We start from the raw sequence: 21,864 nt of genomic DNA, 5'->3' as shown, positions 1-21,864 counted from the left end.
CCAGTTCGAATCAAATGTGGGAGCCTGCTCACGCCCACATTTGCTCGGTGGCACTAGCTGGGGTCAAGCATTTTCCAGCAGCGCGTGCAGTTCGACGAATTGCTGGGTCAGCTTGTGCCGGGGGTCGAGGTGGATCAGCGGCGTGTTGGCCTGGTGAGATTCGCGCATTCGCACTGAACTGGCCAGATACACCGGCAGGACCGGCAAGCCTTCGGCGATCAACTCGTCGAGGATTTGCTGGGGCAGGCTGGCGCGGGCCTGGAACTGGTTGACCACGATGCCTTCAACTTCCAGGCCTTCGTTGTGGTCTTCCTTCAATTCTTCGATCTCCGCCAGCAAACCGTACAACGCCTGACGCGAGAAGCTGTCGCAATCGAAAGGGATCAATACACGATCCGCGGCAATCAAGGCCGATACCGCATAAAAATTCAGTGCGGGCGGCGTATCCAGGTAGATCCGGTCGTAATCTTCCCCAAGCTCTTCAAGCAACTTACGCAGCTTGTTTATCTTGTGCTTGGCTTCAAGCTTGGGCTGCAAATCTGCCAGCTCGGCAGTGGCGGTGACCACGTGCAGGTTGTCGAACGGTGTTTCGTAGATATCGACCTGGTTTTTCTTCGAAAACGGGCCGGAGGAAAGGGTTTGCTTGAAGAAATCGGCAATGCCCATCGGGATGTCATTACCGGTGAGCCCCGTCAGGTACTGAGTGGAGTTGGCCTGGGCATCGAGATCCACCAATAGGGTGCGATAGCCCTCGCTGGCGCTGACCGCCGCCAGATTGCAGGCAATGCTGGACTTGCCCACGCCACCTTTTTGATTAAACACCACGCGCCGCATGTCAAAACCTCCGTGTATCCAGGAATGACCGAGTGTAGTAGTCCACGGCATTGCTTAGCTACCGCTTTGGCGCAAGGACTACACGGTCAGCTCCAATATCCCAATTGAAAAGCCGCAATCTCACCGTTACTCCGGGCAAAAGGCCGACAGACGTGAACATCCAGCTATGGATAATGGCGAAACGATAGCTTTTAGCGAACCGGACGGTACATTCATTGCGCAAAATGTAACCAGTATTTGCTACGCGCCCGTAGCACCGGGATAATGCGCGCCACTCGGCGCTACGCGTCACGTAAGGTCTGCCGCTGTTTTTGCGGCTCACCGCGTCAACGAAGCCCTGCAGGGCGGGATGTATGTCTGTGATTAATTTCAACATCGCCCAATGGCGCGCATGGGCTCCTGGGCTCGAAAGCGTGGACGAATGGCAGGCATGGAGCCGACAACCGGTGGTGCTTGCGAGCAGCGATGTCGCACCCGACGTGTCTTTTCTGCCCGCCATGCAGCGCCGACGACTCAGCCGTTTGGCGCGCATGGCATTCAGTGTCGGCTGGCCCTTGGCTGAGGGTCGCCAGGACTTGCCGTTGGTGTTTGTTTCCCGACATGGCGAAACACCTCGCACGTTTGAAATCCTCAGCGATCTGGCCGCCGACCAACCGCTGTCGCCGACTCAATTCAGTTTGTCCGTGCACAACGCCGTCATTGGGCTTTGGTCGATCATGCGCGGCGAAACCAGCGAAATGACCGCCCTCGCCGCCGCCGGTGACGGGCTGGAACACGGCATGCTGGAAGCCGCTGCAATGCTGGACGAAGGCGCGCCTGCCGTCCTGTTGATTATCGCCGAAGAACAACCGCCCAATGCCTATGAGACATGGATCGACGATGTCCCGTTTCCGTATGCCGTCGGTCTGTTACTGACACCCGGTACCGACTGGCAGCTGACGCTGAACAGCGCGACGGATGAGTTGTCCAACGCCCACTGGCCCCATGCCCTGAATCTGGTTCGCAACCTGCTCGGCCAGCAAACCACCTGCCAACATGCCTGGAAGAATCGTGTATGGACCTGGCATCGCACTCCGTAACGGAAAAAAACCGCGACGCCTATTACTGGCGCCTGCTGGCCACTGCCGCAAGCTTCACCCTGTTCGGGTTGGGTGGCCTGTGCCTGCGACTGGTGGTTTTTCCGTTGCTCAATTGCTTTCCCGGCGATGCGCGGACCCATCGGCTGCGCGCGCGACAGACCGTCAGTCGCTGCTTCTGGTTATTTGTTCGGTTCATGGCCCGCACCGGCGTCCTGACCTACGACATCCAGGGCGCGGAACAACTGGGTCGCCCAGGGCAAATGATTATCGCCAATCACCCCTCGCTGATTGATGTCGTGTTTCTGATCGGCCTGGTGCGTCACGCCAATTGCGTCGTGAAACAAAGCCTTTGGGAGAATCCCTTTACCCGCAGCCCGCTACGGCGCACCGAATACATCAGCAACGACGGCAGCATGGACATGCTCGACGCCGCTGCCAACGCGTTGAAAGAAGGCCAGACCTTGATCATCTTTCCCGAAGGCACGCGCACCCAGCCTGGCGAGGCGCCGGCCTTTCATCGGGGGGCCGCGGCAATCGCCTTGCGCGGTGCGAAAATCCTCACCCCTGTGATCATCAAGGTCAGCCCTACGACGTTAACCAAGGCCGAGCCGTGGTATCGGATCCCGAAACGCCGCGTGCACTTCAGTTTCTGTGTCGGGGCCGATATAGACCCACAAGCTTTCGCAGCGCTAGGCCCTGCACCTCAGGCATCGCGCAAGCTCAACGATTATTTGCATACTTACTTTATCAAGGAGCTCGCCGAAGATGAGCGATCTGCACCGTGACATCAAAGAACTGATCATCGATGCCCTCGGCCTCGAAGACATCAGTGCCGAAGATATCGACAGCCATCAGGCACTGTTCGGCGAAGGCCTGGGCCTGGATTCGGTGGACGCTCTGGAGCTCGGCCTGGCCATCCAGAAAAAATACGGCATCAAAATCGACGCCGACGCCAAAGACACCCGTGATCACTTCACTAACGTGGCGAGCCTTGCGGCGTTCGTCACTGCAAAACAGGCAGCTTGAGACCGGACCATGCAAACTCGTGACGACATTTTCAACACCCTGCGTGATGCTTTGGTCGAGCTCTTCGAGCTGGACCCTGCGCGCGTGAGCCTGGAATCGAACCTGTATCAGGATCTGGAAATCGATAGCATCGACGCCGTCGACCTGATCGATCACATCAAGCGCCAGACCGGCAAAAAAATCGCCGCCGAAGAGTTCAAATCGGTGCGTACTGTCAGCGACGTGGTCGAGGCCGTCTTTCGCCTGGTTCAACCTGCCGCATGAGCCGACTGGTCGGCCTTGGCCTGCTGCTCGCAGGCCTGTTGTACCCCTTCGCGGTGTATTTCGGCATGGAACATTTTGCTCCGTGGCAGTTCGGCCTGTTGCTCGGCAGCCTGTGGCTGGCGCGAGCGCTGCTCGGTGCACGCCGTCCCGGCAGCCTGTGGATGGCGATCACCGCAATGGTTTTTTGCCTGTTGCTGGCCCTGTTCGACAGTCCGCTGTTGCTGCGCTGGTACCCGGTGCTGATCAGCGTGTTCATGCTCGGGTTGTTTGGTTTGAGCCTCCGGTTCGGCCTGCCGATGGTCGAGCGTCTGGCACGTCTGCGTGAACCGCACCTGCCGGCCAGGGCCATTATTTATACCCGCCAGGTGACGATCGTCTGGTGTGTGTTTTTCGTCTTTAACGGATTGCTCGCCGCTGCCCTGACTCTTTGGGCGCCGCTGAGCTGGTGGATGTTGTACACCGGCCTGATTTCCTACGGGTTGATGGGCCTGCTGTTTGCCATTGAATGGCTGATACGACAACGGGTACGAGGCCACTGATGAATTGGATAACACTTGAGCAACTGTTGCTCAAGGCTCAGCCGGAACGTGCCGTCACGGCCGAACCGGCGTTGAATCACGCACAACTGTGCGAACAGGCCCTGCGCCTGGCGGCCGGCCTGCAAGCGCAAAACGTGCAGCGCATCGCCGTGCACCTTGAAGACGCCGCCGACCTCGCCATTGCCCTGCTCGGTGCCTGGCGTGCCGGCGTCAGCGTGCTACTGCCGGCCGATCTGCAACCCCAGACCCGCCAACGCTGGTCCAGTGAAGTCGATCTGTGGCTGACTGATCTGGCCGATGATGCGCACCTGAGCGATTACCGCCATCCGCCTCTCACTGCCGCCGCACTGGATCTGGACACTTGCCAACTGAGCCTTTGCACGTCTGGCTCCAGTGGCGACCCCAAGCGCATCGACAAAACCCTGCGGCAAATGGCCAATGAAGTTCAGGCACTGGAGCAACTCTGGGGCGCTGATCTGGGTCAGGCTTGCATTATTGGCAGCGTCGCCACCCAACACATCTATGGCTTGCTGTTCCGCGTGCTGTGGCCGCTGTGCGCCGGGCGGCCGTTCGTGCGCAAGCAATTGGCGTTCCCGGAAGACCTGCAGCGCACCAGTCGCGAACACCCGGTGTTCGCCTGGGTCGCCAGTCCGGCGCTGCTCAAGCGCATGGGCGATAACCTCGACTGGCCTGCCTTGAGCGCTGTGCGCCGGGTGTTTTCCTCGGGCGGCGCCTTGCCCGCCGAGGCCGCGCAAAGCCTGCACCAACGCTTGCGCCAATGGCCGACAGAAATCCTCGGCAGTTCAGAAACCGGCGGCATCGCCTGGCGTCAGGGCAGCGATCTCTGGCAGCCGTTCGCCGGTGTCGAGTTGAGCCAGGACAGCGACGGCGCGCTGTTGATCAAATCTCCCTACTTGCCGGTCGGCCACATCGAACACACCGCTGATGCGGCGCGAATCGCAGCCAATGGTCGTTTCGAATTGCTGGGACGCCTGGACCGGATCGTCAAACTGGAAGAAAAACGCATCTCGCTGCCCATGCTGGAAAAAGCGCTGATGGCGCATGAATGGGTCGCGGAGGCGCGCCTCGGTGTGGTCCAGGAAAACCGCGCCTCGCTGGGTGCACTGCTGGTGCTCAGCGAATCAGGGCTGCATTCCTTGCGCAATCAAGGTCGACGCACCCTTACAGAAGCACTGCGTCAGCACCTGAGCCAGCATTGCGAAGCCCTCGCCCTGCCCCGGCGCTGGCGATTGCTGCGACAATTGCCACTGAATGCTCAAGGCAAACTGCCGCAGGCCGACGTCGAAGCCCTGTTGCTGGCACCTCGGGTCAAAGCACCCGAAGTGCTCGAACAGGTTGAAGTCGAGGGCGAATGGAGCCTGCAACTCGCAGTCCCGCCAGACCTCGCTTACTTCAGCGGCCACTTCCCGCAAACCCCGGTATTGCCCGGTGTGGTGCAGGTGGATTGGGCGCTGAGCCTGGGTCAACAATTGATGGCCCTGCCAGCAAAATTCGCCGGCATGGAAGTGCTGAAGTTCCAGCAACTGGTGCGCCCGGGCGACGAAATCCAGTTGCACCTGCGTTTTGACCCGGAACGCAGCAAACTGTATTTCGCCTATCGCAACGAGACCGCAACCTGCTCCAGTGGGCGGATTCTGCTGGAGGCTTCCAGCGATGCATAACCCCTGCGCAATCGTCCCGGTCTACAACCACGAAACCGCGATCGGCACGGTGGTCGAGGCGCTGATTGCCAGCAACCTGCCGTGCATTCTGGTCGACGACGCCAGCAGTCCGGCGTGCGCCAGGGTGCTCGATCGACTGGCCCAGCGCGAAATGGTTTACCTGATCCGCCTGGCCGCCAACCAGGGCAAGGGCGGTGCGGTCATGACCGGCTTGCGTGAAGCTTCACGCCTGGGCTTCAGCCATGCGTTACAAGTGGACGCCGACGGCCAGCACGACCTGCAAGACGTGCCGCTGTTCATCAAAAAATCACGCGCCGAGCCTCGCGCGGTGATCTGCGGCTACCCGCAATATGACGCCAGCGTACCCAAGGGCCGCCTGTATGCCCGCTACCTGACGCACGTCATGGTCTGGATCAACACGCTGTCCTTGCAGATTCGCGATTCCATGTGCGGCTTTCGCGTCTATCCCTTGCCACCCACCCTGGCACTGATCGATTCGGCGAAGATCGGCAAGCGCATGGACTTCGACTCGGACATCCTCGTGCGCCTGGCCTGGCGCAACCAGCCGATGCAGTGGTTGCCGACCAAGGTTCACTACCCGCTGGACGGCGTCTCGCATTTCCGCCTGTTTCACGACAATGTGCTGATTTCCAGCATGCACACCCGGCTGTTCTTCGGCATGTTGCTGCGGGCCCCGGTGATCCTCTGGCGACGGTGGCGAGCATGAGCAGCAACGTAGACAAGAAACACTGGGCCGACCGCCAGGAGCGCGGCAGCTTCTGGCTGATGAAGCTCACCGCGTTCGGCGCCAAGGTACTGGGTCGGCGCCTGCTGAGTCCGTTGCTGTACGGCATCGTCCTGTACTTTTTCCTGTTCGGCCGCAGTGCCCGCCACAGCGCCTGGCAATACCAGCAACGGCTCGCCGACTGGAGCGCGCGCAACGAATTGCGCCCCACGCATTGGCGCGTGTTCGGTCAGTTCATGGCGTTCGCCGACTCCATGCTCGACAAGCTCGACGTATGGAATGGCAAGCTGAGCATCGACCAGATCGAAATCATCGACCCGGCACTGCTGCGCAATCAACTGCGTGGCAGCCGCGGGCAAATGCTGGTGGGGGCGCATCTGGGCAATCTCGAGGTCTGCCGCGCATTGGCGGAAATCGGCGAAAAAGTCACGATGAACGTCCTCGTACACACCAAGCACGCCGAGCAGTTCAACCGCTTGCTGGGCGAGGCCGGCGCGACCAATCTGCGGCTGATCCAGGTCAGTGAGCTGGACCCGGTCATCATGCTGCAATTGCATGAGCGCCTTGAGCGCGGCGAATGGCTGGCGATTGCCGGCGACCGCGTGCCACTGCACGGCGCACGCACAGTGACCGTGGACTTTCTCGGCCATCAGGCAGCATTCCCTCAAGGCCCATGGCTGCTGGCCGGTTTGCTGAAGTGCCCGATCAATCTGTTGATGTGCCTGAAGAAACCGACAGGCCAATATCGAGTGACCCTCGAACCCTTCGCCGAGGCCGTGACGTGGAAACGCAGCGACCGCGAGCAGGTCATTCATCAGTGGGCATCCCGCTACGCCGCGTGCCTGGGTCACTATTGCCTTGAAGCGCCCCAACAATGGTTCAACTTTTACCCTTTCTGGAAGACCGATGACGACGCCAATGCATGAGCCGGTAACCTTCGGCGAACTCCCTTTGCGCATCGAAGACGTGCTGGCCCTGGCCAACCGTCAGGTGCCGACGCAGTTGCAGGGCGATCCCGCGTACCGCGAGCGTATTGCCAAGGGCGCGCGATTCCTCGACTCCCTGCTGGACAAGGAAGGGGTGATCTATGGCGTGACCACCGGTTATGGCGACTCCTGCGTAGTCGCGGTGCCGCTGCATCACGTCGAGGCGTTGCCCCGTCATCTGTATACCTTCCACGGCTGCGGCCTGGGCAAATTGCTCGACGAACAGGCTACCCGCGCAGTGCTCGCCGCGCGTTTGCAGTCACTGTGCCACGGCGTATCCGGGGTTCGCGTAGAGCTGCTGGAACGCCTGCAAGCGTTCCTCGAACACGACATTCTGCCGCTGATCCCGGAGGAAGGCTCGGTGGGTGCCAGCGGTGATCTGACGCCGTTGTCCTATGTGGCTGCGACCCTGTCGGGCGAGCGCGAAGTGATGTTCCGTGGCGAACGCCGACAGGCGGCCGACGTCCACCGCGAACTCGGCTGGCAGCCGCTGGTCTTGCGCCCCAAGGAAGCCCTGGCGCTGATGAACGGCACCGCCGTGATGACCGGCCTTGCCTGCCTGGCCTTCGCCCGCGCCGACTACCTGCTGCAACTGGCGACGCGCATCACCGCGCTGAACGTCGTCGCCTTGCAGGGCAACCCGGAACACTTTGACGAGCGCCTGTTCGCCACCAAACCGCACCCGGGGCAGATGCAAGTTGCCGCGTGGCTGCGCAAGGATCTGGCGATCGACGCGCCGACCGCACCGCTGCATCGCCTGCAGGATCGCTACTCACTGCGTTGCGCCCCCCACGTCCTCGGCGTATTGGCCGACAGCCTGAACTGGCTGCGTTCGTTCATCGAAATCGAACTCAACAGCGCCAACGACAACCCGATCATCGACGCCGAAGCCGAGCGCGTGCTGCACGGCGGTCACTTCTACGGCGGCCACATCGCGTTCGCCATGGACAGCCTGAAGAACCTGGTGGCCAACGTCGCCGACCTGCTGGATCGCCAGCTCGCGCTGCTGGTGGATGAGCGATACAACCATGGCTTGCCGAGCAATCTGTCCGGCGCCAGCGCAGATCGGGCGATGCTCAATCACGGTTTCAAAGCCGTGCAGATTGGCACCAGCGCCTGGACGGCCGAAGCGCTGAAAAATACGATGCCGGCCAGCGTGTTCTCCCGTTCCACCGAATGCCACAACCAGGACAAAGTGAGCATGGGCACCATCGCCGCCCGCGATGCGATTCGCGTGCTGGAGCTGACCGAACAGGTCGCCGCTGCGACCCTGCTTGCCGCCAATCAGGGCGTCTGGCTGCGCAGCAAGGCTGAAGACGCGCGCCCGTTGCCGCCGGCCCTTGCCGCCATGCACTTCGAGCTGGCCAAAGACTTCCCGCCGGTCATCGAAGATCGCGCTCTGGAAGGCGAATTGCGCCTGTGCCTGAAACGAATTGCCGAGCAACACTGGAGGCTGCATGCGTAGCAAGGGAGTGCTTCACACCGATACGGAAATCCTCGTGCCGTTCTTTGACGTCGACACCATGCAGGTGGTCTGGCACGGCCATTACGTCAAATACCTGGAAGTGGCCCGCTGCGCACTGCTGGACAAGATCGGCCACAACTACACGGCGATGTCCGAGTCGGGTTACGCCTGGCCGGTCATCGACTTGCAACTGCGCTACGTGCGCGGCGCGGTGTTCGGGCAGAAGCTGAACGTGCGGGCGAATCTGGTGGAGTGGGAGAACCGGTTGAAGATCAACTACCTGATCAGTGACCTGGACACCGGCGAACGCCTGACCCGCGCCAGCTCCGTGCAAGTCGCCGTCGACATGGCCAGCCGCGAAATGCAATTGGCCTCGCCGAAGGTTTTCATCGACGCTGTCGAAAGGAGGCTCGCATGAACCTGCTGAAGACCCTCTGTAGCAGCCTGCGTTCGACCTGTAGCAGCTGGCGAAGCCTGCGTCCGGCTGCGCAGCAGACGCCTGGCGTTTCGCTTGATGCACCGAATGCTCAGGTTTTGCGACGGCTTCGCCGCCGGACGCAGCCTCGCGGGCTCGGCAGCTGCTACATGTTTGTGGTGGTGCTTGGCTTTTCTTCGTGGGCGCAGGCTTTCGACCTGCAACAGCTCAGCGATCAACTGGCCAGGCCCGATGTGATCCACGGCCATTTCATCCAGGAAAAACACCTGCGCGCCCTGCCCCAGCCGCTGACCAGCAAGGGCACCTTCGTACTCGCGAAAAACAATGGCCTGTTGTGGTTGTTGAAAACGCCGTTGCAGCAGGATTACCGCATCACCACCAAGGGCATAGCCCGGCGAGACGCCAACGGTTGGCAAATGCTGCCGGGCAAAAGCGCCGGTGCCGAGCAAAACCGCTTGTTCCTCGCCGTCCTGCAAGGCGACAGCAGCGGTCTGCAACGGGATTTCGAGCTGTCCCTGACTGGCGAGGCACAGAACTGGACACTGACATTGACCCCGCGCTCATTGCTGCTCAAGCAGGTGTTCAACCAGATCAACATCACTGGCGGAGAATTGGTGCACAGCATCGAACTGCTGGAAACCCAGGGCGACAGCACGCTATTGCGCATGCAGGACACCACCAGCGCCGAACCGTTGAGTACCGCGGAGCAACATGACTTTGCCGAGTGAACGCAGACTGCCATGGCTGTTCCTGATCCTGCTGCTGGCAGTGCTCGCGCTCGCCGGCTGGCAATGGCGTGGCGGCGCGCCCCTGTCGGCCAACCTGATGGACCTGGTGCCGGGCACGGCGCCGGACGCACTGGAACTGCGCGCCGAACAACGCATGCAAGAACCGCTGAACCGCGAAATGCTGATGCTGGTCGGCCACAAGGATCGCGGACACGCTATCGCCATGGCGCAGAAACTGGGTGAGCAATGGCAGGCCAGCGGATTGTTCGAGAAGGTCCAGTGGACGTTGCAGGCCGACTTGCCCGCCCTGCGTACACAACTGCTCAAAGGCCGATTGGCGATGCTGTCCGAGGCGGATCGCAAGCAACTGGTTGAGCACCCCGACACCTTCATCCAGCAGCGGGTACAAGCATTGTTCGACCCGTTCACCAGTTTCAGCCTGGTGCCGAGCCAGGATGACTGGCTGGGCCTGACCGGGCGCATCCAGAACAGCCAGCCGCAACGCGGCACCGTGCAACTGGACATCGGCAGTGGCGCCTTGATCGCCGATGCCGACGGCATGAGCTGGGTGTTGCTGCGGGCAAAAGCCACAGGCAATGCGTTTGACATGAACCTGCCGTTGCAAGTGGCAGACCTTCTCAAACACAGCCGCGAACAAGCGGCTCAGTCTGACGTGCAATTGCTGGCCGCCAGCGGATTGCTCTACGCCGCCAACGGTCAGCAACAAGCCTCCCGCGAGATGACCTGGGTCGGTGGCGGCGCCACCCTCGGCATTCTGTTGCTGCTGTTACTGGCCTTCCGGCGTTGGCGGGTGTTGCTGGCGTTCGTGCCGGTCGTGGTGGGCATGCTGTTTGGCGCGGTGGCTTGCGTGGCGCTGTTTGGCCATATGCATGTGATGACGTTGGTACTCGGCTCCAGCCTGATCGGCGTAGCCGTCGACTACCCGCTGCATTACCTGTCGAAAAGCTGGAGCCTGAAACCCTGGCACAGTTGGCCTGCATTGCGCCTGACGCTGCCGGGCCTGACATTGAGCCTGATCACCAGTTGCATCGGCTACCTCGCGTTGGCCTGGACGCCATTTCCGGCCCTGACCCAGATCGCCGTGTTTTCCGCCGCCGGCCTGCTCGGTGCTTATCTGTCCGCCGTCTGCCTGCTTCCGGCGCTGCTCAAGGGCGCGGATATCCGTCCGGCGCAATGGCCGCTACGGGTCTGTGAATTTTTGCTGAACCTGCGTGAAGCGCTACTCAAACATGCCAGCACACCCGTGTTGCTGGCCCTGCTGATTGCCTTCTGCGTGGGTGGCCTGGTGCAACTCGAAAGCCGCAATGACATCCGCCAGTGGATCGGTGCACCGCAGCAACTGACTGACGAAGCCCGGACCATTGCGCGGATCACCGGTTTTCAACCGACCAGCCAGTTTTTCCTGGTGCGCGGTGCCAATCAGCAGGAGCTGCTGGAACGCCAAACGGCGTTGAGCGAGCGCCTGGATCAGTTGGTCAGCCTGGAAAAACTCAAGGGCTACCTGTCACTGAATCAACTGGTCAGCCAGCCAAGTGACCAGCTGCAAGTGCGTGAGGCGTTGACCCGGTTGCCGCAATACTGGCAACCACTGCTCGACATCGGCGTACCGGTGCAAGCACTGCAAGAAGAGCTGACAACACTGCAGGCATTGCCCACCGAAGACATCGACGCTGCGCTGACCGGGCCGCTGGCCGAGCCCTACCGCCCACTGTGGCTGGGCGTGACCGATGACGGTGATGTGGCGGCGATGGTCAGCTTGCAAGGCCTGAACAACCCGGCGCTGCTGCGCGTGCAGGCGCTGGACTTGCCGGGGGTCGAACTGGTCGATCGTCTCGGTGAATTGAACGACGTGTTTGCGGCGACCCAGATCAGCGCCGCGGAACTCAAGCTCGCTTCCTGCGTGTTGATCGTGCTGGTATTGATCCTGCCCTTTGGTCTCGGCGGCGCCCTGCGAATCGTCGCGCTGCCGTTGCTGGCCGCGCTGTGCAGCCTGGCCAGCCTCGGCTGGTTGGGGCAACCGTTGACGCTGTTCAGCCTGTTCGGCCTGTTGCTGGTGACGGCGATCAGCGTCGATTACGCAATCCTCATGCGTGAACAGGTCGGTGGCGCAGCGGTGAGCCTGCTGGGCACCTTGCTGGCGGCGCTGACCACATGGCTGTCGTTCGGTCTGCTCGCGGTGTCCAGCACACCGGCGGTGAGCAACTTCGGGCTGGCGGTGAGCCTTGGCCTGGCGTTCAGCTTCATCCTGGCGCCGTGGGCCGGTCGCCAGGCCCACGACGTTGCGGTTGCGGAGCCGGCAGCATGATGATCGTCCTGTTTTGGCTGATGGCCCTCGTGATGTTTGCGGTGGCGACGCGTGTGGGTCGCCGTTTCGGGCTGATTCCAATCGTCAGCCAGTTGCTGCTGGCCACCTTCGGCCTGCCATTGCTGATGTATTTGTGGATCGAACCCGGTTGGCAGCTCAGCGGCGCCGAACTGATCTCGCCGGCATGGCTGAAGAATCTCTACAGCCTGAGCTTTGCCTTGCTGCTGGGGAACATTCTCAGCGACGTGATCGATCTGCGGCTGGACCGCCAGAGCCTGAAAATTGCCCTGCCGAGTTTTGCCATTCCGTTCGCTGGCGGGCTGGCGACGGCGGCATGGCTGCTGCCGGCGCAACCGTGGATCAGTTCATTGGCAGTGGGGCTGGTGTTCGCCATCACCGCGATCCCGGTGTTGTACCTTTACCTGCGGCACATCAACTACCCGCCCACGGCCACCCGGCGTCTGGTGCAGACCGCGATCCTCATCGACCTGACCTGCTGGACGTTGTTCGGTTTTGCCCAAGGCAGTCTGCACGTCAGCAGCCTGCTGCTGCCGCTGGCCGGCGCTTGCCTGCCGTTGCTGCTGCGTCTGATTGGTTTGCGCCAGCCATTGCTGCACAGCGGCGGCTTCTTTGCGCTGCTGGTGGTCGCCGAGCACTTCAAACTCAATGCGCTGATTTTCGGCATTGGCTATCTGCTGTGCATGGCCATGCTGAAAGTACCGTTGGTGTTGCCCGTCCCCGCGATCTGGATGAGCCGCCTGCAAACATGGATCGCTATTCCGCTGATCCTGACGTTCGGCATCGTGCAGATTAACGTTCACGCGGCCATGGCCAGCCTCGGCTGGGTCCAATTGGCGGCACTGTTGCTGTTGCCGATTGGCAGCAAGCTGCTGGGCAACTGGCTGGGACTCCGTTGGGCCGGCGCCTCCTTTGAGGGTGCCAGCCGCTGGCGGGAAAGCCTGCTGCTGAATATTCGCGGTTTGAGCGAGATCGTCTTTCTCAATCTGCTGCTGCAACAACAGCTCATCAGCCCGGCGCTGTACTTTGCGTTGATGGTGATGGGTCTGATCGCGACCCTGCTGCCGGCACTCGCCGGCCTGCATAGCCCCCCTTTGAATATCGCCGCCCCGGCAAGGAGCCCCCGTGCCAACAGTTGAAATGGAACGTCGACAAGTCGTCGTCATCGGCGCGGGGCCCTCAGGGGCGATCGCGGCCGCGCTGCTCAAGCGCAACGGTCACGATGTGCTGATGATCGAGCGCCAACACTTTCCCCGGTTTTCCATCGGCGAAAGTCTGTTGTCGCATTGCCTGGATTTCGTTGAAGAAGCCGGCATGCTCGATGCCGTGAACGCTGCGGGATTCCAGCTCAAGAACGGAGCCGCGTTCGCCTGGGGCGAGCAGTACAGCGCCTTTGATTTCGGCGATACGTTCAGCCACGGCAAACCGACCACGTTCCAGGTCCAGCGCGCCGATTTCGACAAGCTGCTGGCCGACCAGGCCGCACTGCAAGGCGTGGACGTTCGTTACGGCGAAGCCATCGTCAGCGTGGATTTCAGTTTGCCAAAACCGCAGCTCGACGTGCGCCGCGAGGACGGCAGCGAGTACCGCATCGAAGCCGATTTCGTGCTCGATGCCAGCGGTTACGGCCGTGTGCTTCCACGCCTGCTGGACCTTGAAGCGCCGTCGAACTTCCCGGTGCGCCAGGCCGTGTTTACCCACATCGAAGACAACATCGACAGCCCGGCCTTCGAGCGGGAAAAAATCCTCATTACCACCCACCCGATCCATCGCGACATCTGGTTCTGGACCATCCCGTTCAGCAATGGTCGTTGCTCGGTGGGGGTAGTGGCCGCCGCCGAACATTTCGAAGGGCGCATGGAGGATCTGGATGAATGCCTGCGCGGGTTCATCGCTGAAACGCCGAGCCTGGCCGGCGTGCTTGAACATGCGCGATGGGATACGCCTGCGCGCACCATCGGCGGTTACTCGGCCAACGTCAAAACCCTGCACGGCCCCGGCTTTGCGCTGCTCGGCAACGCAGCGGAGTTCCTCGACCCGGTGTTCTCTTCCGGGGTAACCATCGCCATGCGCTCGGCGAGCATGGCCGCCGGGGTTCTGCATCGCCAACTGCAAGGTGAACGCGTCGACTGGCAAACCGAGTTCGCCGAACCACTCAAGCGCGGCGTCGACACTTTCCGCTGCTACGTCGAAGGCTGGTACGCCGGGACGTTCCAGGATGTGATCTACCATCCAGGCAGCTCACCGGACATCCGCCGCATGATCAGCGCGATTCTCGCCGGTTATGCCTGGGACGAACGCAACCCGTTCGTCAGTGAACCCAAGCGCCGGCTGCGGGTGTTGTCAGAACTCTGCGCAAGAGATGTCACATGAATGACAGGACCGCTAGTGTGCGGCGCACATCCTTTGAAGGTAATGCCTGATGATCCGTTTTCTGCTCCTGGGCTGCCTGCTGTTGCTGAGTGCTTGCGCCAGCCAGGCACCGCTGCCCGAGCACATCCCGAAGCTGTCGTTGCCGCTGCAATTGCACATCCAGCGCCTGGAAGCCGCGCAACGTCAGGACTGGGTTTTGGTGATCCAGCATGAAGAAGCGGGGCTTCGCTGGTCGATGATGGATTTGCTGGGCATTCCGCAGGCGCGGCAGATATTGACCGATGGAAAGTGGCAGGCCGACGGTCTGTTGCCGCCCAACCCGGAAGCCCGGGAGTTGTTCGCCGCGTTACTGTTTGCCCTGACCCCCAAAGATGAGCTGTCGGGCAACTACCCCACCGCTTGGCAACACGGCAGGCAACGGTCCCTGCCAACACACTGGGATGTCCTTTATTCACAACCCATGACCTTTGAGTTGAACCTGCCCAAGGGGCCCCGGTATGAAGTCACGCCGCTGAGCGGGGAGGCACCATGACCGCCTATTTGAATGCCCTCGGGGTGATCTGCGCATTGGGTCGTGGCAAACGCGAAGTCGCCGCCAATCTGTTTGCCGGCGATTGCTCAGGCCTGCGCGTCGAAACCGGCTGGGTGCCAGAGCGCTCGTTGCCGGTGGCGGCGGTCAGCGGCGACTTGGCACCGATCCCCGTTGAGCTGAAAAAGCAAAACACCCGCAACAACCAATTGTTGCTGGAAGCCGCCCTGCAAATTCGCGAAGAGATCGATCAGGCGATCCAGACCTACGGCCGCGATCGTATCGGCGTGATCCTGGGCACCAGCACCTCGGGTATCGATGAGGCCAGCCGTGGGTTGGCCCATTACATCCGCGAAGACGAATTTCCCGCTGAATACGACTATCAGCAGCAAGAACTCGGCGCACCGGCCAGTTTTCTCGCCGACTGGCTGCAATTGAGTGGCCCGGCCTATGTGATTTCCACCGCCTGTACCTCCAGCGCACGGGCGCTGATGAGTGCCCAGCGTCTATTGGATCTGGGCCTGTGCGACGCGGTGTTATGCGGCGGCGTCGACAGCTTGTGCAAACTGACCCTTAACGGCTTTTCGGCCCTGGAAGCGGTGTCCGCGCAGCGCTGCAATCCGTTTTCGGTCAACCGCAACGGCATCAACATTGGCGAGGCGGCCGCGTTGTTTTTGATGAGCAAAACCGCTGGCGATGACCACGCCATCGCCCTGCTCGGCAGCGGCGCCAGTTCCGATGCCCACCACATCTCGGCGCCAGAGCCGAGCGGCCGTGGTGCGCTGCAAGCCATGAGCAAAGCCCTGAACCGCGCAAACCTGCAACCGCAGCAAATCCATTACCTGAACTTGCACGGCACCGCGACCCAGCACAACGACGCCATGGAAAGCCTTGCCGTGGCCGCGCTGTTCCCGCAAGGCGTGCCCTGCTCGTCGACCAAGCCGATGACCGGTCACACCCTCGGCGCCGCCGGTGCCCTGGAAGCCGCGTTCTGCTGGCTGAGCCTGGGCCCGGACAACCTCGACCACAGCCTGGCGCCCCACGTCTGGGACRGCCAGCCCGACCCGCTGTTGCCCGCCTTGCATTGGGTGACCCCGGTGGATCGCCTGACGTCCATTGCACCTCGCTATTTGATGAGCAATTCCTTTGCCTTCGGTGGCAACAACGTCAGCCTGATTATCGGAGACGCACCATGATTGACTGGCCGCTCGCCGAGTTGCTGCCACACGCTGGCGACATGATCCTCATCGAGCAGATCCTTGCATTCGACGAGGAGCAGATTCACACCCGCATGACCGTCAGGCCCGGCGGTCTGTTCAACCGTCCCGACGGCAGCCTGCCGGCCTGGGTCGGCATTGAAATAATGGCCCAGAGTGTCGCCGCCTATGCCGGTTGCCATGCGCGCCAGCGCGGCGATGAGGTGGAGCTGGGTTTTCTGCTCGGCAGCCGCAAATTCGAATGCAACGTCGAGCACTTCCCGGTCGGCACCGAACTGACCATCCATGGCATTCGGTCACTGGAAGACGACAACGGCATGGGCGTGTTCGAATGCCATATCAACGCCCCCGGCATCCACGCCACCGCACGCCTGAACGTGTTTCGTCCGCCTCAGGCCGCTCAATATCTTCATGAATCCCAAGGAGTCCAGTCATGACTGAATCCGTACTGGTCACCGGTTCCAGCCGCGGCATCGGCCGCGCCATCGCTTTGCGTCTGGCCCAGGCCGGGCATGACATCGTGCTGCATTGCCGAAGCGGTCTGACGGACGCTATTGCCGTCAAAGCCGAAATCGAAGCCTTGGGCCGCAACGCGCGTGTCCTGCAATTTGACGTCTCCGACCGCGCCAGCTGCAAAGCCATTCTCGAAGCCGACGTAGACACCCACGGCGCCTATTACGGCGTGGTGCTCAATGCCGGCCTGACCCGTGACGGTGCTTTTCCGGCGCTGAGCGAGGATGATTGGGACGTGGTGATGCGCACCAACCTCGATGGTTTCTACAACGTGCTGCACCCGGTAATGATGCCGATGATTCGTCGTCGCGCTGCCGGGCGGATTGTCTGCATCACTTCGGTGTCGGGGTTGATCGGCAATCGTGGCCAGGTCAACTACAGTGCCTCCAAGGCCGGTCTGATCGGTGCGGCCAAGGCGCTGGCGATTGAATTGGGCAAACGCAAAATCACCGTCAATTGCGTCGCACCCGGCCTGATCGACACCGCCATGCTCGATGAAAACGTGCCCGTGGAAGAACTGATGAAAATGATCCCCGCACAGCGCATGGGCACCCCTGAAGAGGTGGCCGGCGCGGTGAATTTCCTGATGTCGGCGGAAGCGTCGTACATCACCCGGCAGGTTCTGGCCGTCAATGGAGGCCTGTGCTGATGAAGCGCGTTGTCGTCACCGGCATGGCCGGCATCACCTCACTGGGCAGCGACTGGGCAACCATCGCCGGCAACTTCGCGGCCAACCGCAGCGGCATCCGGCGCATGGACGAATGGGATCGCTTTACCGAACTCAATACACGCCTGGCCGGCCCCATCGATGACTTCAAAGTCCCGAGCCACTGGACCCGCAAGCAACTGCGCAGCATGGGCCGTGTGTCGCGGCTTGCTGTGGGCGCTGCCGAGCAAGCACTGGCCGACGCCGGATTACTGGGCGACGAGTCGATCAAGGACGGGCGCATGGGCGTCGCTTGCGGCTCATCTACCGGCAGCACCGACGAGATCAAGGCGTTCGGCAACATGCTGCTCAACTCGGTGGCCGAAGGCCTGAACGCCAACTCCTATGTGCGGATGATGCCGCACACCACGGCTGCCAACATCAGCATCTTCTTCGGCCTCACCGGTCGGTTGATCCCGACGTCGAGCGCCTGCACCAGCGGCAGCCAGGGCATTGGTTATGCCTACGAGGCGATCAAGTTCGGCCGATTGCCACTGATGCTCGCCGGCGGCGCCGAAGAGCTGTGCCCGACCGAAGCGATGGTCTTCGACGCGCTCTACGCCACCAGCCTGAAAAACGACGCCCCGCAAACCACCCCGCGTCCTTATGACAAGGGTCGCGACGGCCTGGTGATCGGTGAAGGCGGCGGCATGCTGGTGCTGGAAGAGCTGGAACATGCCTTGGCACGCGGTGCACGCATTCATGCTGAACTCGTCGGTTTCGGCAGCAACGCCGATGGCCAACACACCACACGTCCGGAGCAACTCACCATGCGCCGGGCCATGGAACTCGCCCTCGAAGACGCCGGGCTTCAGCCTTCGGACATCGGCTACGTGAACGGTCACGGCACCGCGACAGAACAGGGCGACATCGCCGAAACACTGGCTACCAGCGCATTGTTCGGCGAGCACATGCCGATCAGTTCGCAAAAAAGCTTCCTCGGCCACACCCTGGGCGCCTGCGGTGCGCTGGAGTCCTGGTTCAGCATTGAAATGATGAACAGCGACCTGTACGCACACACTTTCAACCTCGACGAGGTCGACCCGCACTGCGGCAAACTGGATTACCTGCGAGGCGAGTTCCGGCAGATGAGCAACGAATACGTGATGAACAACAATTTCGCTTTTGGTGGCGTCAACACCTCGTTGATCTTCCGTCGCTGGCACTGACCTGAAACACGTTTGGAGTAAAAGGAATGACTCTGTCCCAGCGCATCGTCGCGTTGTTCGCCGTGGCCGTTGCGCTGGGCGGTTGCACCGGCAATCCGGTGTACACCRCCAAGGAACACTTCCCCAGTGACCGAGGCTTGACCAACGACCGCATGAGCCGCGCCATCGTCACCGCGTTGATCGAACGCCAATGGGTAGTGCAGTCGGCGCGTCCCGGCATGATCAAAGCGGCCGTCACCGTGCGTGACAAACACCACGCCGAAATCGACATCCCTTACACATCGAATTCGTTCGAAATCGACTACCGCGACAGCCGCGGCCTGGACTACCAGGACGGCCGGATCCACGGCACCTACAACCGCTGGATCACCTATCTGCGCGATGACGTGATCCAGCAACTGGCCGCCGACCCGGACCGCGACCAGCTCGTCGCCCTGCAAAATGCCTACGAACCCACCTTCCAGAACTTCCGTGAAGGCGTGAAACGCGCCACCGAGATCGGCTTGCTGGACGGCAGCGTCAAGTTCTACCTGGCAGGAGAAGCGCTACCGGCCAACGTCAGCAAGCTGAACACCGTGAGCAGCAGTCGAATCACCCATAACGAAGAAGTGTCGGATGAAGACGCCTGCTTCTGGGCACTGCAATCGACGCTGGCGACGTTGCAGAGCAAGGCGAAAAAGGCCGGGGCCAATGCGGTGATCAATATTGCGGGGGCTGGCAAACGCGATTTGAGCAGCGACAGCGGGAGCTATCAGTGTTTGCCGAAGGTGCAAGTGTCTGGCGTGGTGTTGCGTGGGGAGTTGGTGCGGATTGAGTGAGGTGGAGAATGGGCTCAACACACGTCCATTCCGAGGATAGGAATGAAATAAAGGGAAGCTGGAATACATCATTTCGGAAACGTCCCACAACCAGAATTGAGGCTTTGCGCTAGGTTCAATGCCCCGTGATATGTCGGGGCATCACAAGGACGAACGAACCATGACTAAAAAGGCCGTTATCGTTTTCAGCGGTGGGCAGGACTCCACCACCTGCTTGATCCACGCGTTGCCGCTCTACGATGAAATCCACTGCATTACGTTCGACTATGGCCAGCGCCACCGCGCGGAAATCGAGGTCGCGCAGCAGCTGTCGAAAGAGCTTGGCGTGACCGTGCACAAGGTGCTGGACACTACGTTGTTGAATGAACTGGCAAGCAGTAGTTTGACGCGCGATGACATTCCAGTACCCGGCGTGGATAGCTCAGGAGAAAGTCTGCCAAGCACCTTCGTGCCTGGCCGGAATATTCTGTTTTTAACCTTAGCTGCTATTTATGCCTATCAAGTACAGGCCGAGGCAGTCATCACAGGTGTTGGCGAAATAGATTTCTCTGGCTACCCGGATTGCCGTGATGAATTTGTCACGAGTCTGCACAAAGCCATTGAACTGGGCATGGACTACAAGCTGCGCATTGAAACGCCGCTCATGTGGTTGAACAAGGCGAAAACATGGGCGCTTGCCGAACAGCATGGAAAGCTTGAATTGGTTCAACACCAGACACTGACTTGCTACAACGGAATAATTGGAACTGGATGCGCGAATTGCGACGCGTGCAATCTCCGCGCGAAAGGGCTGAATGAGTTTCTGGAGAACAAGTCTACGGTTATGAAAAGTCTGKTAAGCAAACAAAAAAATTAAACAGCAAGAATCCAGGGGAAGCCATGCCGCTTCCCCTTTTCCACGTCTCAGACACTAACCACATACCTTTTAAATAGAGACCTGGCTCCATAGGCGGGCAAAATATTAAAAATAGCAAAACACATTTTTATGGCAATCTGGACATAAACAATATCAAGTATTTCAGCATTAGCCATCGAACCGTAAAATGCAATAAAGCAAAAAATGAAACTGTCTATTATCGACGCAAAAAACGTACTAAAAAACACCCGTAAAAATAAAAATCTGGAATTTGTAAGCTGCTTTATTTCACTCAACAAATAAGAGTTCACGTATTCTGAAAAAATAAAAGATATCGAGGATGCCACCAGCACGGACAATATATGACTCATGACCTCTCCATATGCCACATTAAGATCCCAACCTGACAAACCGGGAAGATAGATTGTAGCGCCAAGCGAAACGACAATAAAAACATTAGTTACAAAAGTAAATAAAATGGCTTTTCTCGCAAGGCCAAGCCCATAAAACTCGTTCAACATATCAACTATCAAAAATGTCAGCGGATACAGAAAAACTCCTGGAGTGACAACAATATCAAGCCAATCTATGTATACAAGTTTGGTCGCAGCAATATTTGTGAACATATACAACGCAAAAAGCAATAAATTCAAAGCAACATAAATCACCCATGATTTCTCATGCCTGTCAGTTATATCATATGCAGTCAACACCGCTCCCCGCGAGTAGAACTTTTTGTATATGCTTTTTATTTCATCCCTACTTAAGTCGTCGATGATTTCACTTCTCAATAATTCGCTTACCTTAATTTTTATAACCTTCCCCGTCCCTGTAGACGTGACCATAATAACGGCGAGATTTTTGCCTCTCTCAAACCCTAATAGTTTGTATTTTCTGTTTTCTAGATCACTATTGTCGGATTTCAAAATCTTTCCTCCACTATTTTTCCGACAACGCAGATACCTTCAGAATCAAAAGACTCCGCATCAGCTATAAATAATTTTTTTGTAGCCTTATCGTATGCCAGTATCTCTCCACCTCTATTCGACGGACCTTTCTTAACGATTAACAAATCGCCCGCCTCATTTGAACCAACAATATCAACCTCCAAAAGCACACCTATTAAATTACAGGCCTCCCCAAAATAATAAGTTAGAGGATGAGTAGTGGCCAACTCGCCGATTCTTTTATCAAGACTCCTAATTAATGAGCTTTCTTTAATTATCGGAACTGCCGCTGGATTCATATTTCCTTGCAGAGAGATACTGCTCTCTATCAGTTCCCTCTCTTCGAAATCGACACTTTCTATTTCTTTATAAGAGACCCCAAAAAAGTCCGATATTTTTCGAATGGTAGATTGCTGTACATTCACCACTCTCCCTTCCAAAATGTTATATATCGTCGTCCTGGTCAACCCACTGGAATTACATAATGAAAGCTGCGTCTCTCCTCGGCTTTTTATTAAATACTTAATGTTATTTTTCAAATTTTCTGTTTTTTCTTTCTTGTACATTCAACAGCCACCATTTTTTTACAACCCCAAAGAGCCGTATCA

24 protein-coding genes are annotated in these 21,864 nt (G+C 59.4%); 21 read left to right on the top strand and 3 right to left on the bottom strand.

Annotated features, from left to right (window positions below):
* Positions 1-63: 63 nt before the first annotated feature.
* Positions 64-834, bottom strand: coding sequence for a ParA family protein (locus AC1D2P_RS03775; RefSeq protein ID WP_046031134.1), 771 nt, complete (start codon positions 832-834; stop codon positions 64-66).
* 353 nt (positions 835-1,187) lie between these two features.
* Between AC1D2P_RS03775 and AC1D2P_RS03770 the strand changes: the two genes are divergently transcribed.
* The 21 genes from AC1D2P_RS03770 to queC all read left to right on the top strand — a co-directional run bounded on the left by AC1D2P_RS03770 (position 1,188) and on the right by queC (position 20,309).
* The gene (locus AC1D2P_RS03770; RefSeq protein ID WP_109785395.1) at positions 1,188-1,913 is read left to right on the top strand and encodes a beta-ketoacyl synthase chain length factor; all 726 of its coding nucleotides are present in this window, start codon (positions 1,188-1,190) and stop codon (positions 1,911-1,913) included.
* The gene (locus AC1D2P_RS03765) at positions 1,889-2,698 is read left to right on the top strand and encodes a lysophospholipid acyltransferase family protein (RefSeq protein ID WP_109785394.1); all 810 of its coding nucleotides are present in this window, start codon (positions 1,889-1,891) and stop codon (positions 2,696-2,698) included. The genes AC1D2P_RS03770 and AC1D2P_RS03765 overlap by 25 nt, the downstream gene beginning before the upstream one ends.
* On the top strand, positions 2,679-2,939 hold the full coding sequence (locus tag AC1D2P_RS03760) for a phosphopantetheine-binding protein (protein ID WP_046031137.1): 261 nt from the start codon (positions 2,679-2,681) through the stop codon (positions 2,937-2,939). Before AC1D2P_RS03765 ends, AC1D2P_RS03760 begins: the two co-directional genes overlap by 20 nt.
* A 9-nt stretch (positions 2,940-2,948) precedes the next feature.
* A complete protein-coding gene (locus tag AC1D2P_RS03755) occupies positions 2,949-3,203 on the top strand; it encodes an acyl carrier protein (RefSeq protein WP_109785393.1) in 255 nt (84 codons plus the stop codon).
* Positions 3,200-3,742: a COG4648 family protein gene (locus tag AC1D2P_RS03750; protein WP_477757270.1), complete on the top strand. Its 543-nt coding sequence runs from the start codon at positions 3,200-3,202 to the stop codon at positions 3,740-3,742. The genes AC1D2P_RS03755 and AC1D2P_RS03750 overlap by 4 nt, the downstream gene beginning before the upstream one ends.
* On the top strand, positions 3,742-5,424 hold the full coding sequence (locus AC1D2P_RS03745; protein ID WP_109785391.1) for an acyl-CoA synthetase family protein: 1,683 nt from the start codon (positions 3,742-3,744) through the stop codon (positions 5,422-5,424). Before AC1D2P_RS03750 ends, AC1D2P_RS03745 begins: the two co-directional genes overlap by 1 nt.
* Complete coding sequence (locus AC1D2P_RS03740) at positions 5,417-6,151, top strand: glycosyltransferase family 2 protein (protein WP_109785390.1); 735 nt, start codon at positions 5,417-5,419, stop codon at positions 6,149-6,151. Before AC1D2P_RS03745 ends, AC1D2P_RS03740 begins: the two co-directional genes overlap by 8 nt.
* The gene (locus tag AC1D2P_RS03735) at positions 6,148-7,095 is read left to right on the top strand and encodes an LpxL/LpxP family acyltransferase (protein WP_109785389.1); all 948 of its coding nucleotides are present in this window, start codon (positions 6,148-6,150) and stop codon (positions 7,093-7,095) included. Before AC1D2P_RS03740 ends, AC1D2P_RS03735 begins: the two co-directional genes overlap by 4 nt.
* Complete coding sequence (locus AC1D2P_RS03730; protein WP_046031142.1) at positions 7,076-8,620, top strand: HAL/PAL/TAL family ammonia-lyase; 1,545 nt, start codon at positions 7,076-7,078, stop codon at positions 8,618-8,620. The genes AC1D2P_RS03735 and AC1D2P_RS03730 overlap by 20 nt, the downstream gene beginning before the upstream one ends.
* Positions 8,613-9,038, top strand: coding sequence for an acyl-CoA thioesterase (locus tag AC1D2P_RS03725; protein WP_109785388.1), 426 nt, complete (start codon positions 8,613-8,615; stop codon positions 9,036-9,038). The genes AC1D2P_RS03730 and AC1D2P_RS03725 overlap by 8 nt, the downstream gene beginning before the upstream one ends.
* 167 nt (positions 9,039-9,205) lie before the next feature.
* A complete protein-coding gene (locus AC1D2P_RS03720; protein ID WP_109785530.1) occupies positions 9,206-9,784 on the top strand; it encodes an outer membrane lipoprotein carrier protein LolA in 579 nt (192 codons plus the stop codon).
* Positions 9,768-12,110 (top strand): MMPL family transporter, encoded by a 2,343-nt coding sequence (locus AC1D2P_RS03715; protein WP_109785387.1) that lies wholly within the window; start codon positions 9,768-9,770, stop codon positions 12,108-12,110. The genes AC1D2P_RS03720 and AC1D2P_RS03715 overlap by 17 nt, the downstream gene beginning before the upstream one ends.
* The gene (locus tag AC1D2P_RS03710; RefSeq protein ID WP_109785386.1) at positions 12,107-13,267 is read left to right on the top strand and encodes a cation:proton antiporter; all 1,161 of its coding nucleotides are present in this window, start codon (positions 12,107-12,109) and stop codon (positions 13,265-13,267) included. The genes AC1D2P_RS03715 and AC1D2P_RS03710 overlap by 4 nt, the downstream gene beginning before the upstream one ends.
* The gene (locus AC1D2P_RS03705) at positions 13,254-14,501 is read left to right on the top strand and encodes an NAD(P)/FAD-dependent oxidoreductase (RefSeq protein WP_109785385.1); all 1,248 of its coding nucleotides are present in this window, start codon (positions 13,254-13,256) and stop codon (positions 14,499-14,501) included. The genes AC1D2P_RS03710 and AC1D2P_RS03705 overlap by 14 nt, the downstream gene beginning before the upstream one ends.
* 49 nt (positions 14,502-14,550) lie before the next feature.
* Positions 14,551-15,033, top strand: coding sequence for a hypothetical protein (locus tag AC1D2P_RS03700; RefSeq protein WP_046031147.1), 483 nt, complete (start codon positions 14,551-14,553; stop codon positions 15,031-15,033).
* Positions 15,030-16,226, top strand: a complete 1,197-nt coding sequence (locus AC1D2P_RS03695; protein ID WP_477811316.1) for a beta-ketoacyl-[acyl-carrier-protein] synthase family protein — start codon at positions 15,030-15,032, stop codon at positions 16,224-16,226. The genes AC1D2P_RS03700 and AC1D2P_RS03695 overlap by 4 nt, the downstream gene beginning before the upstream one ends.
* Positions 16,223-16,684 carry a hotdog family protein gene (locus AC1D2P_RS03690; protein WP_109785383.1) on the top strand — a complete coding sequence of 154 codons (462 nt, stop codon included), beginning with the start codon at positions 16,223-16,225 and terminating at the stop codon, positions 16,682-16,684. Before AC1D2P_RS03695 ends, AC1D2P_RS03690 begins: the two co-directional genes overlap by 4 nt.
* Positions 16,681-17,409 (top strand): 3-oxoacyl-ACP reductase FabG, encoded by a 729-nt coding sequence (gene fabG / locus AC1D2P_RS03685; protein ID WP_046031150.1) that lies wholly within the window; start codon positions 16,681-16,683, stop codon positions 17,407-17,409. Before AC1D2P_RS03690 ends, fabG begins: the two co-directional genes overlap by 4 nt.
* The gene (locus AC1D2P_RS03680; RefSeq protein ID WP_046031151.1) at positions 17,409-18,635 is read left to right on the top strand and encodes a beta-ketoacyl-ACP synthase; all 1,227 of its coding nucleotides are present in this window, start codon (positions 17,409-17,411) and stop codon (positions 18,633-18,635) included. The genes fabG and AC1D2P_RS03680 overlap by 1 nt, the downstream gene beginning before the upstream one ends.
* Before the next feature lie 26 nt (positions 18,636-18,661).
* Complete coding sequence (locus AC1D2P_RS03675; protein WP_477811315.1) at positions 18,662-19,453, top strand: hypothetical protein; 792 nt, start codon at positions 18,662-18,664, stop codon at positions 19,451-19,453.
* 160 nt (positions 19,454-19,613) lie between these two features.
* Entirely contained in the window at positions 19,614-20,309 is a 696-nt protein-coding gene (gene queC / locus AC1D2P_RS03670) for a 7-cyano-7-deazaguanine synthase QueC (protein WP_477811314.1), read from the top strand.
* A gap of 47 nt (positions 20,310-20,356) precedes the next feature.
* Here queC and AC1D2P_RS03665 read toward each other — a convergent pair whose 3' ends face one another.
* Both AC1D2P_RS03665 and AC1D2P_RS03660 read right to left on the bottom strand, forming a co-directional pair.
* Positions 20,357-21,235: a queuosine precursor transporter gene (locus AC1D2P_RS03665; protein WP_477757269.1), complete on the bottom strand. Its 879-nt coding sequence runs from the start codon at positions 21,233-21,235 to the stop codon at positions 20,357-20,359.
* Positions 21,232-21,822: a helix-turn-helix transcriptional regulator gene (locus AC1D2P_RS03660; RefSeq protein WP_109785380.1), complete on the bottom strand. Its 591-nt coding sequence runs from the start codon at positions 21,820-21,822 to the stop codon at positions 21,232-21,234. The genes AC1D2P_RS03665 and AC1D2P_RS03660 overlap by 4 nt, the downstream gene beginning before the upstream one ends.
* Positions 21,823-21,864: the final 42 nt, after the last annotated feature.

Source organism: Pseudomonas sp. P1_F1_2 (assembly GCF_056405815.1).
The sequence above is the reverse complement of the archived record's forward strand: the minus strand, read 5'-3'. Positions and strand labels throughout refer to the sequence as shown.

Bases quoted from the DNA above. Each gene is read 5' to 3' on its own strand.
- AC1D2P_RS03775 (WP_046031134.1), bottom strand. From the start codon at position 834: ATGCGGCGCGTGGTGTTTAATCAAAAAGGTGGCGTGGGCAAGTCCAGC.
- AC1D2P_RS03770 (WP_109785395.1), top strand. From the start codon at position 1,188: ATGTCTGTGATTAATTTCAACATCGCCCAATGGCGCGCATGGGCTCCT.
- AC1D2P_RS03765 (WP_109785394.1), top strand. From the start codon at position 1,889: ATGGACCTGGCATCGCACTCCGTAACGGAAAAAAACCGCGACGCCTAT.
- AC1D2P_RS03760 (WP_046031137.1), top strand. From the start codon at position 2,679: ATGAGCGATCTGCACCGTGACATCAAAGAACTGATCATCGATGCCCTC.
- AC1D2P_RS03755 (WP_109785393.1), top strand. From the start codon at position 2,949: ATGCAAACTCGTGACGACATTTTCAACACCCTGCGTGATGCTTTGGTC.
- AC1D2P_RS03750 (WP_477757270.1), top strand. From the start codon at position 3,200: ATGAGCCGACTGGTCGGCCTTGGCCTGCTGCTCGCAGGCCTGTTGTAC.
- AC1D2P_RS03745 (WP_109785391.1), top strand. From the start codon at position 3,742: ATGAATTGGATAACACTTGAGCAACTGTTGCTCAAGGCTCAGCCGGAA.
- AC1D2P_RS03740 (WP_109785390.1), top strand. From the start codon at position 5,417: ATGCATAACCCCTGCGCAATCGTCCCGGTCTACAACCACGAAACCGCG.
- AC1D2P_RS03735 (WP_109785389.1), top strand. From the start codon at position 6,148: ATGAGCAGCAACGTAGACAAGAAACACTGGGCCGACCGCCAGGAGCGC.
- AC1D2P_RS03730 (WP_046031142.1), top strand. From the start codon at position 7,076: ATGACGACGCCAATGCATGAGCCGGTAACCTTCGGCGAACTCCCTTTG.
- AC1D2P_RS03725 (WP_109785388.1), top strand. From the start codon at position 8,613: ATGCGTAGCAAGGGAGTGCTTCACACCGATACGGAAATCCTCGTGCCG.
- AC1D2P_RS03720 (WP_109785530.1), top strand. From the start codon at position 9,206: ATGTTTGTGGTGGTGCTTGGCTTTTCTTCGTGGGCGCAGGCTTTCGAC.
- AC1D2P_RS03715 (WP_109785387.1), top strand. From the start codon at position 9,768: ATGACTTTGCCGAGTGAACGCAGACTGCCATGGCTGTTCCTGATCCTG.
- AC1D2P_RS03710 (WP_109785386.1), top strand. From the start codon at position 12,107: ATGATGATCGTCCTGTTTTGGCTGATGGCCCTCGTGATGTTTGCGGTG.
- AC1D2P_RS03700 (WP_046031147.1), top strand. From the start codon at position 14,551: ATGATCCGTTTTCTGCTCCTGGGCTGCCTGCTGTTGCTGAGTGCTTGC.
- AC1D2P_RS03690 (WP_109785383.1), top strand. From the start codon at position 16,223: ATGATTGACTGGCCGCTCGCCGAGTTGCTGCCACACGCTGGCGACATG.
- fabG (WP_046031150.1), top strand. From the start codon at position 16,681: ATGACTGAATCCGTACTGGTCACCGGTTCCAGCCGCGGCATCGGCCGC.
- AC1D2P_RS03680 (WP_046031151.1), top strand. From the start codon at position 17,409: ATGAAGCGCGTTGTCGTCACCGGCATGGCCGGCATCACCTCACTGGGC.
- AC1D2P_RS03660 (WP_109785380.1), bottom strand. From the start codon at position 21,822: ATGTACAAGAAAGAAAAAACAGAAAATTTGAAAAATAACATTAAGTAT.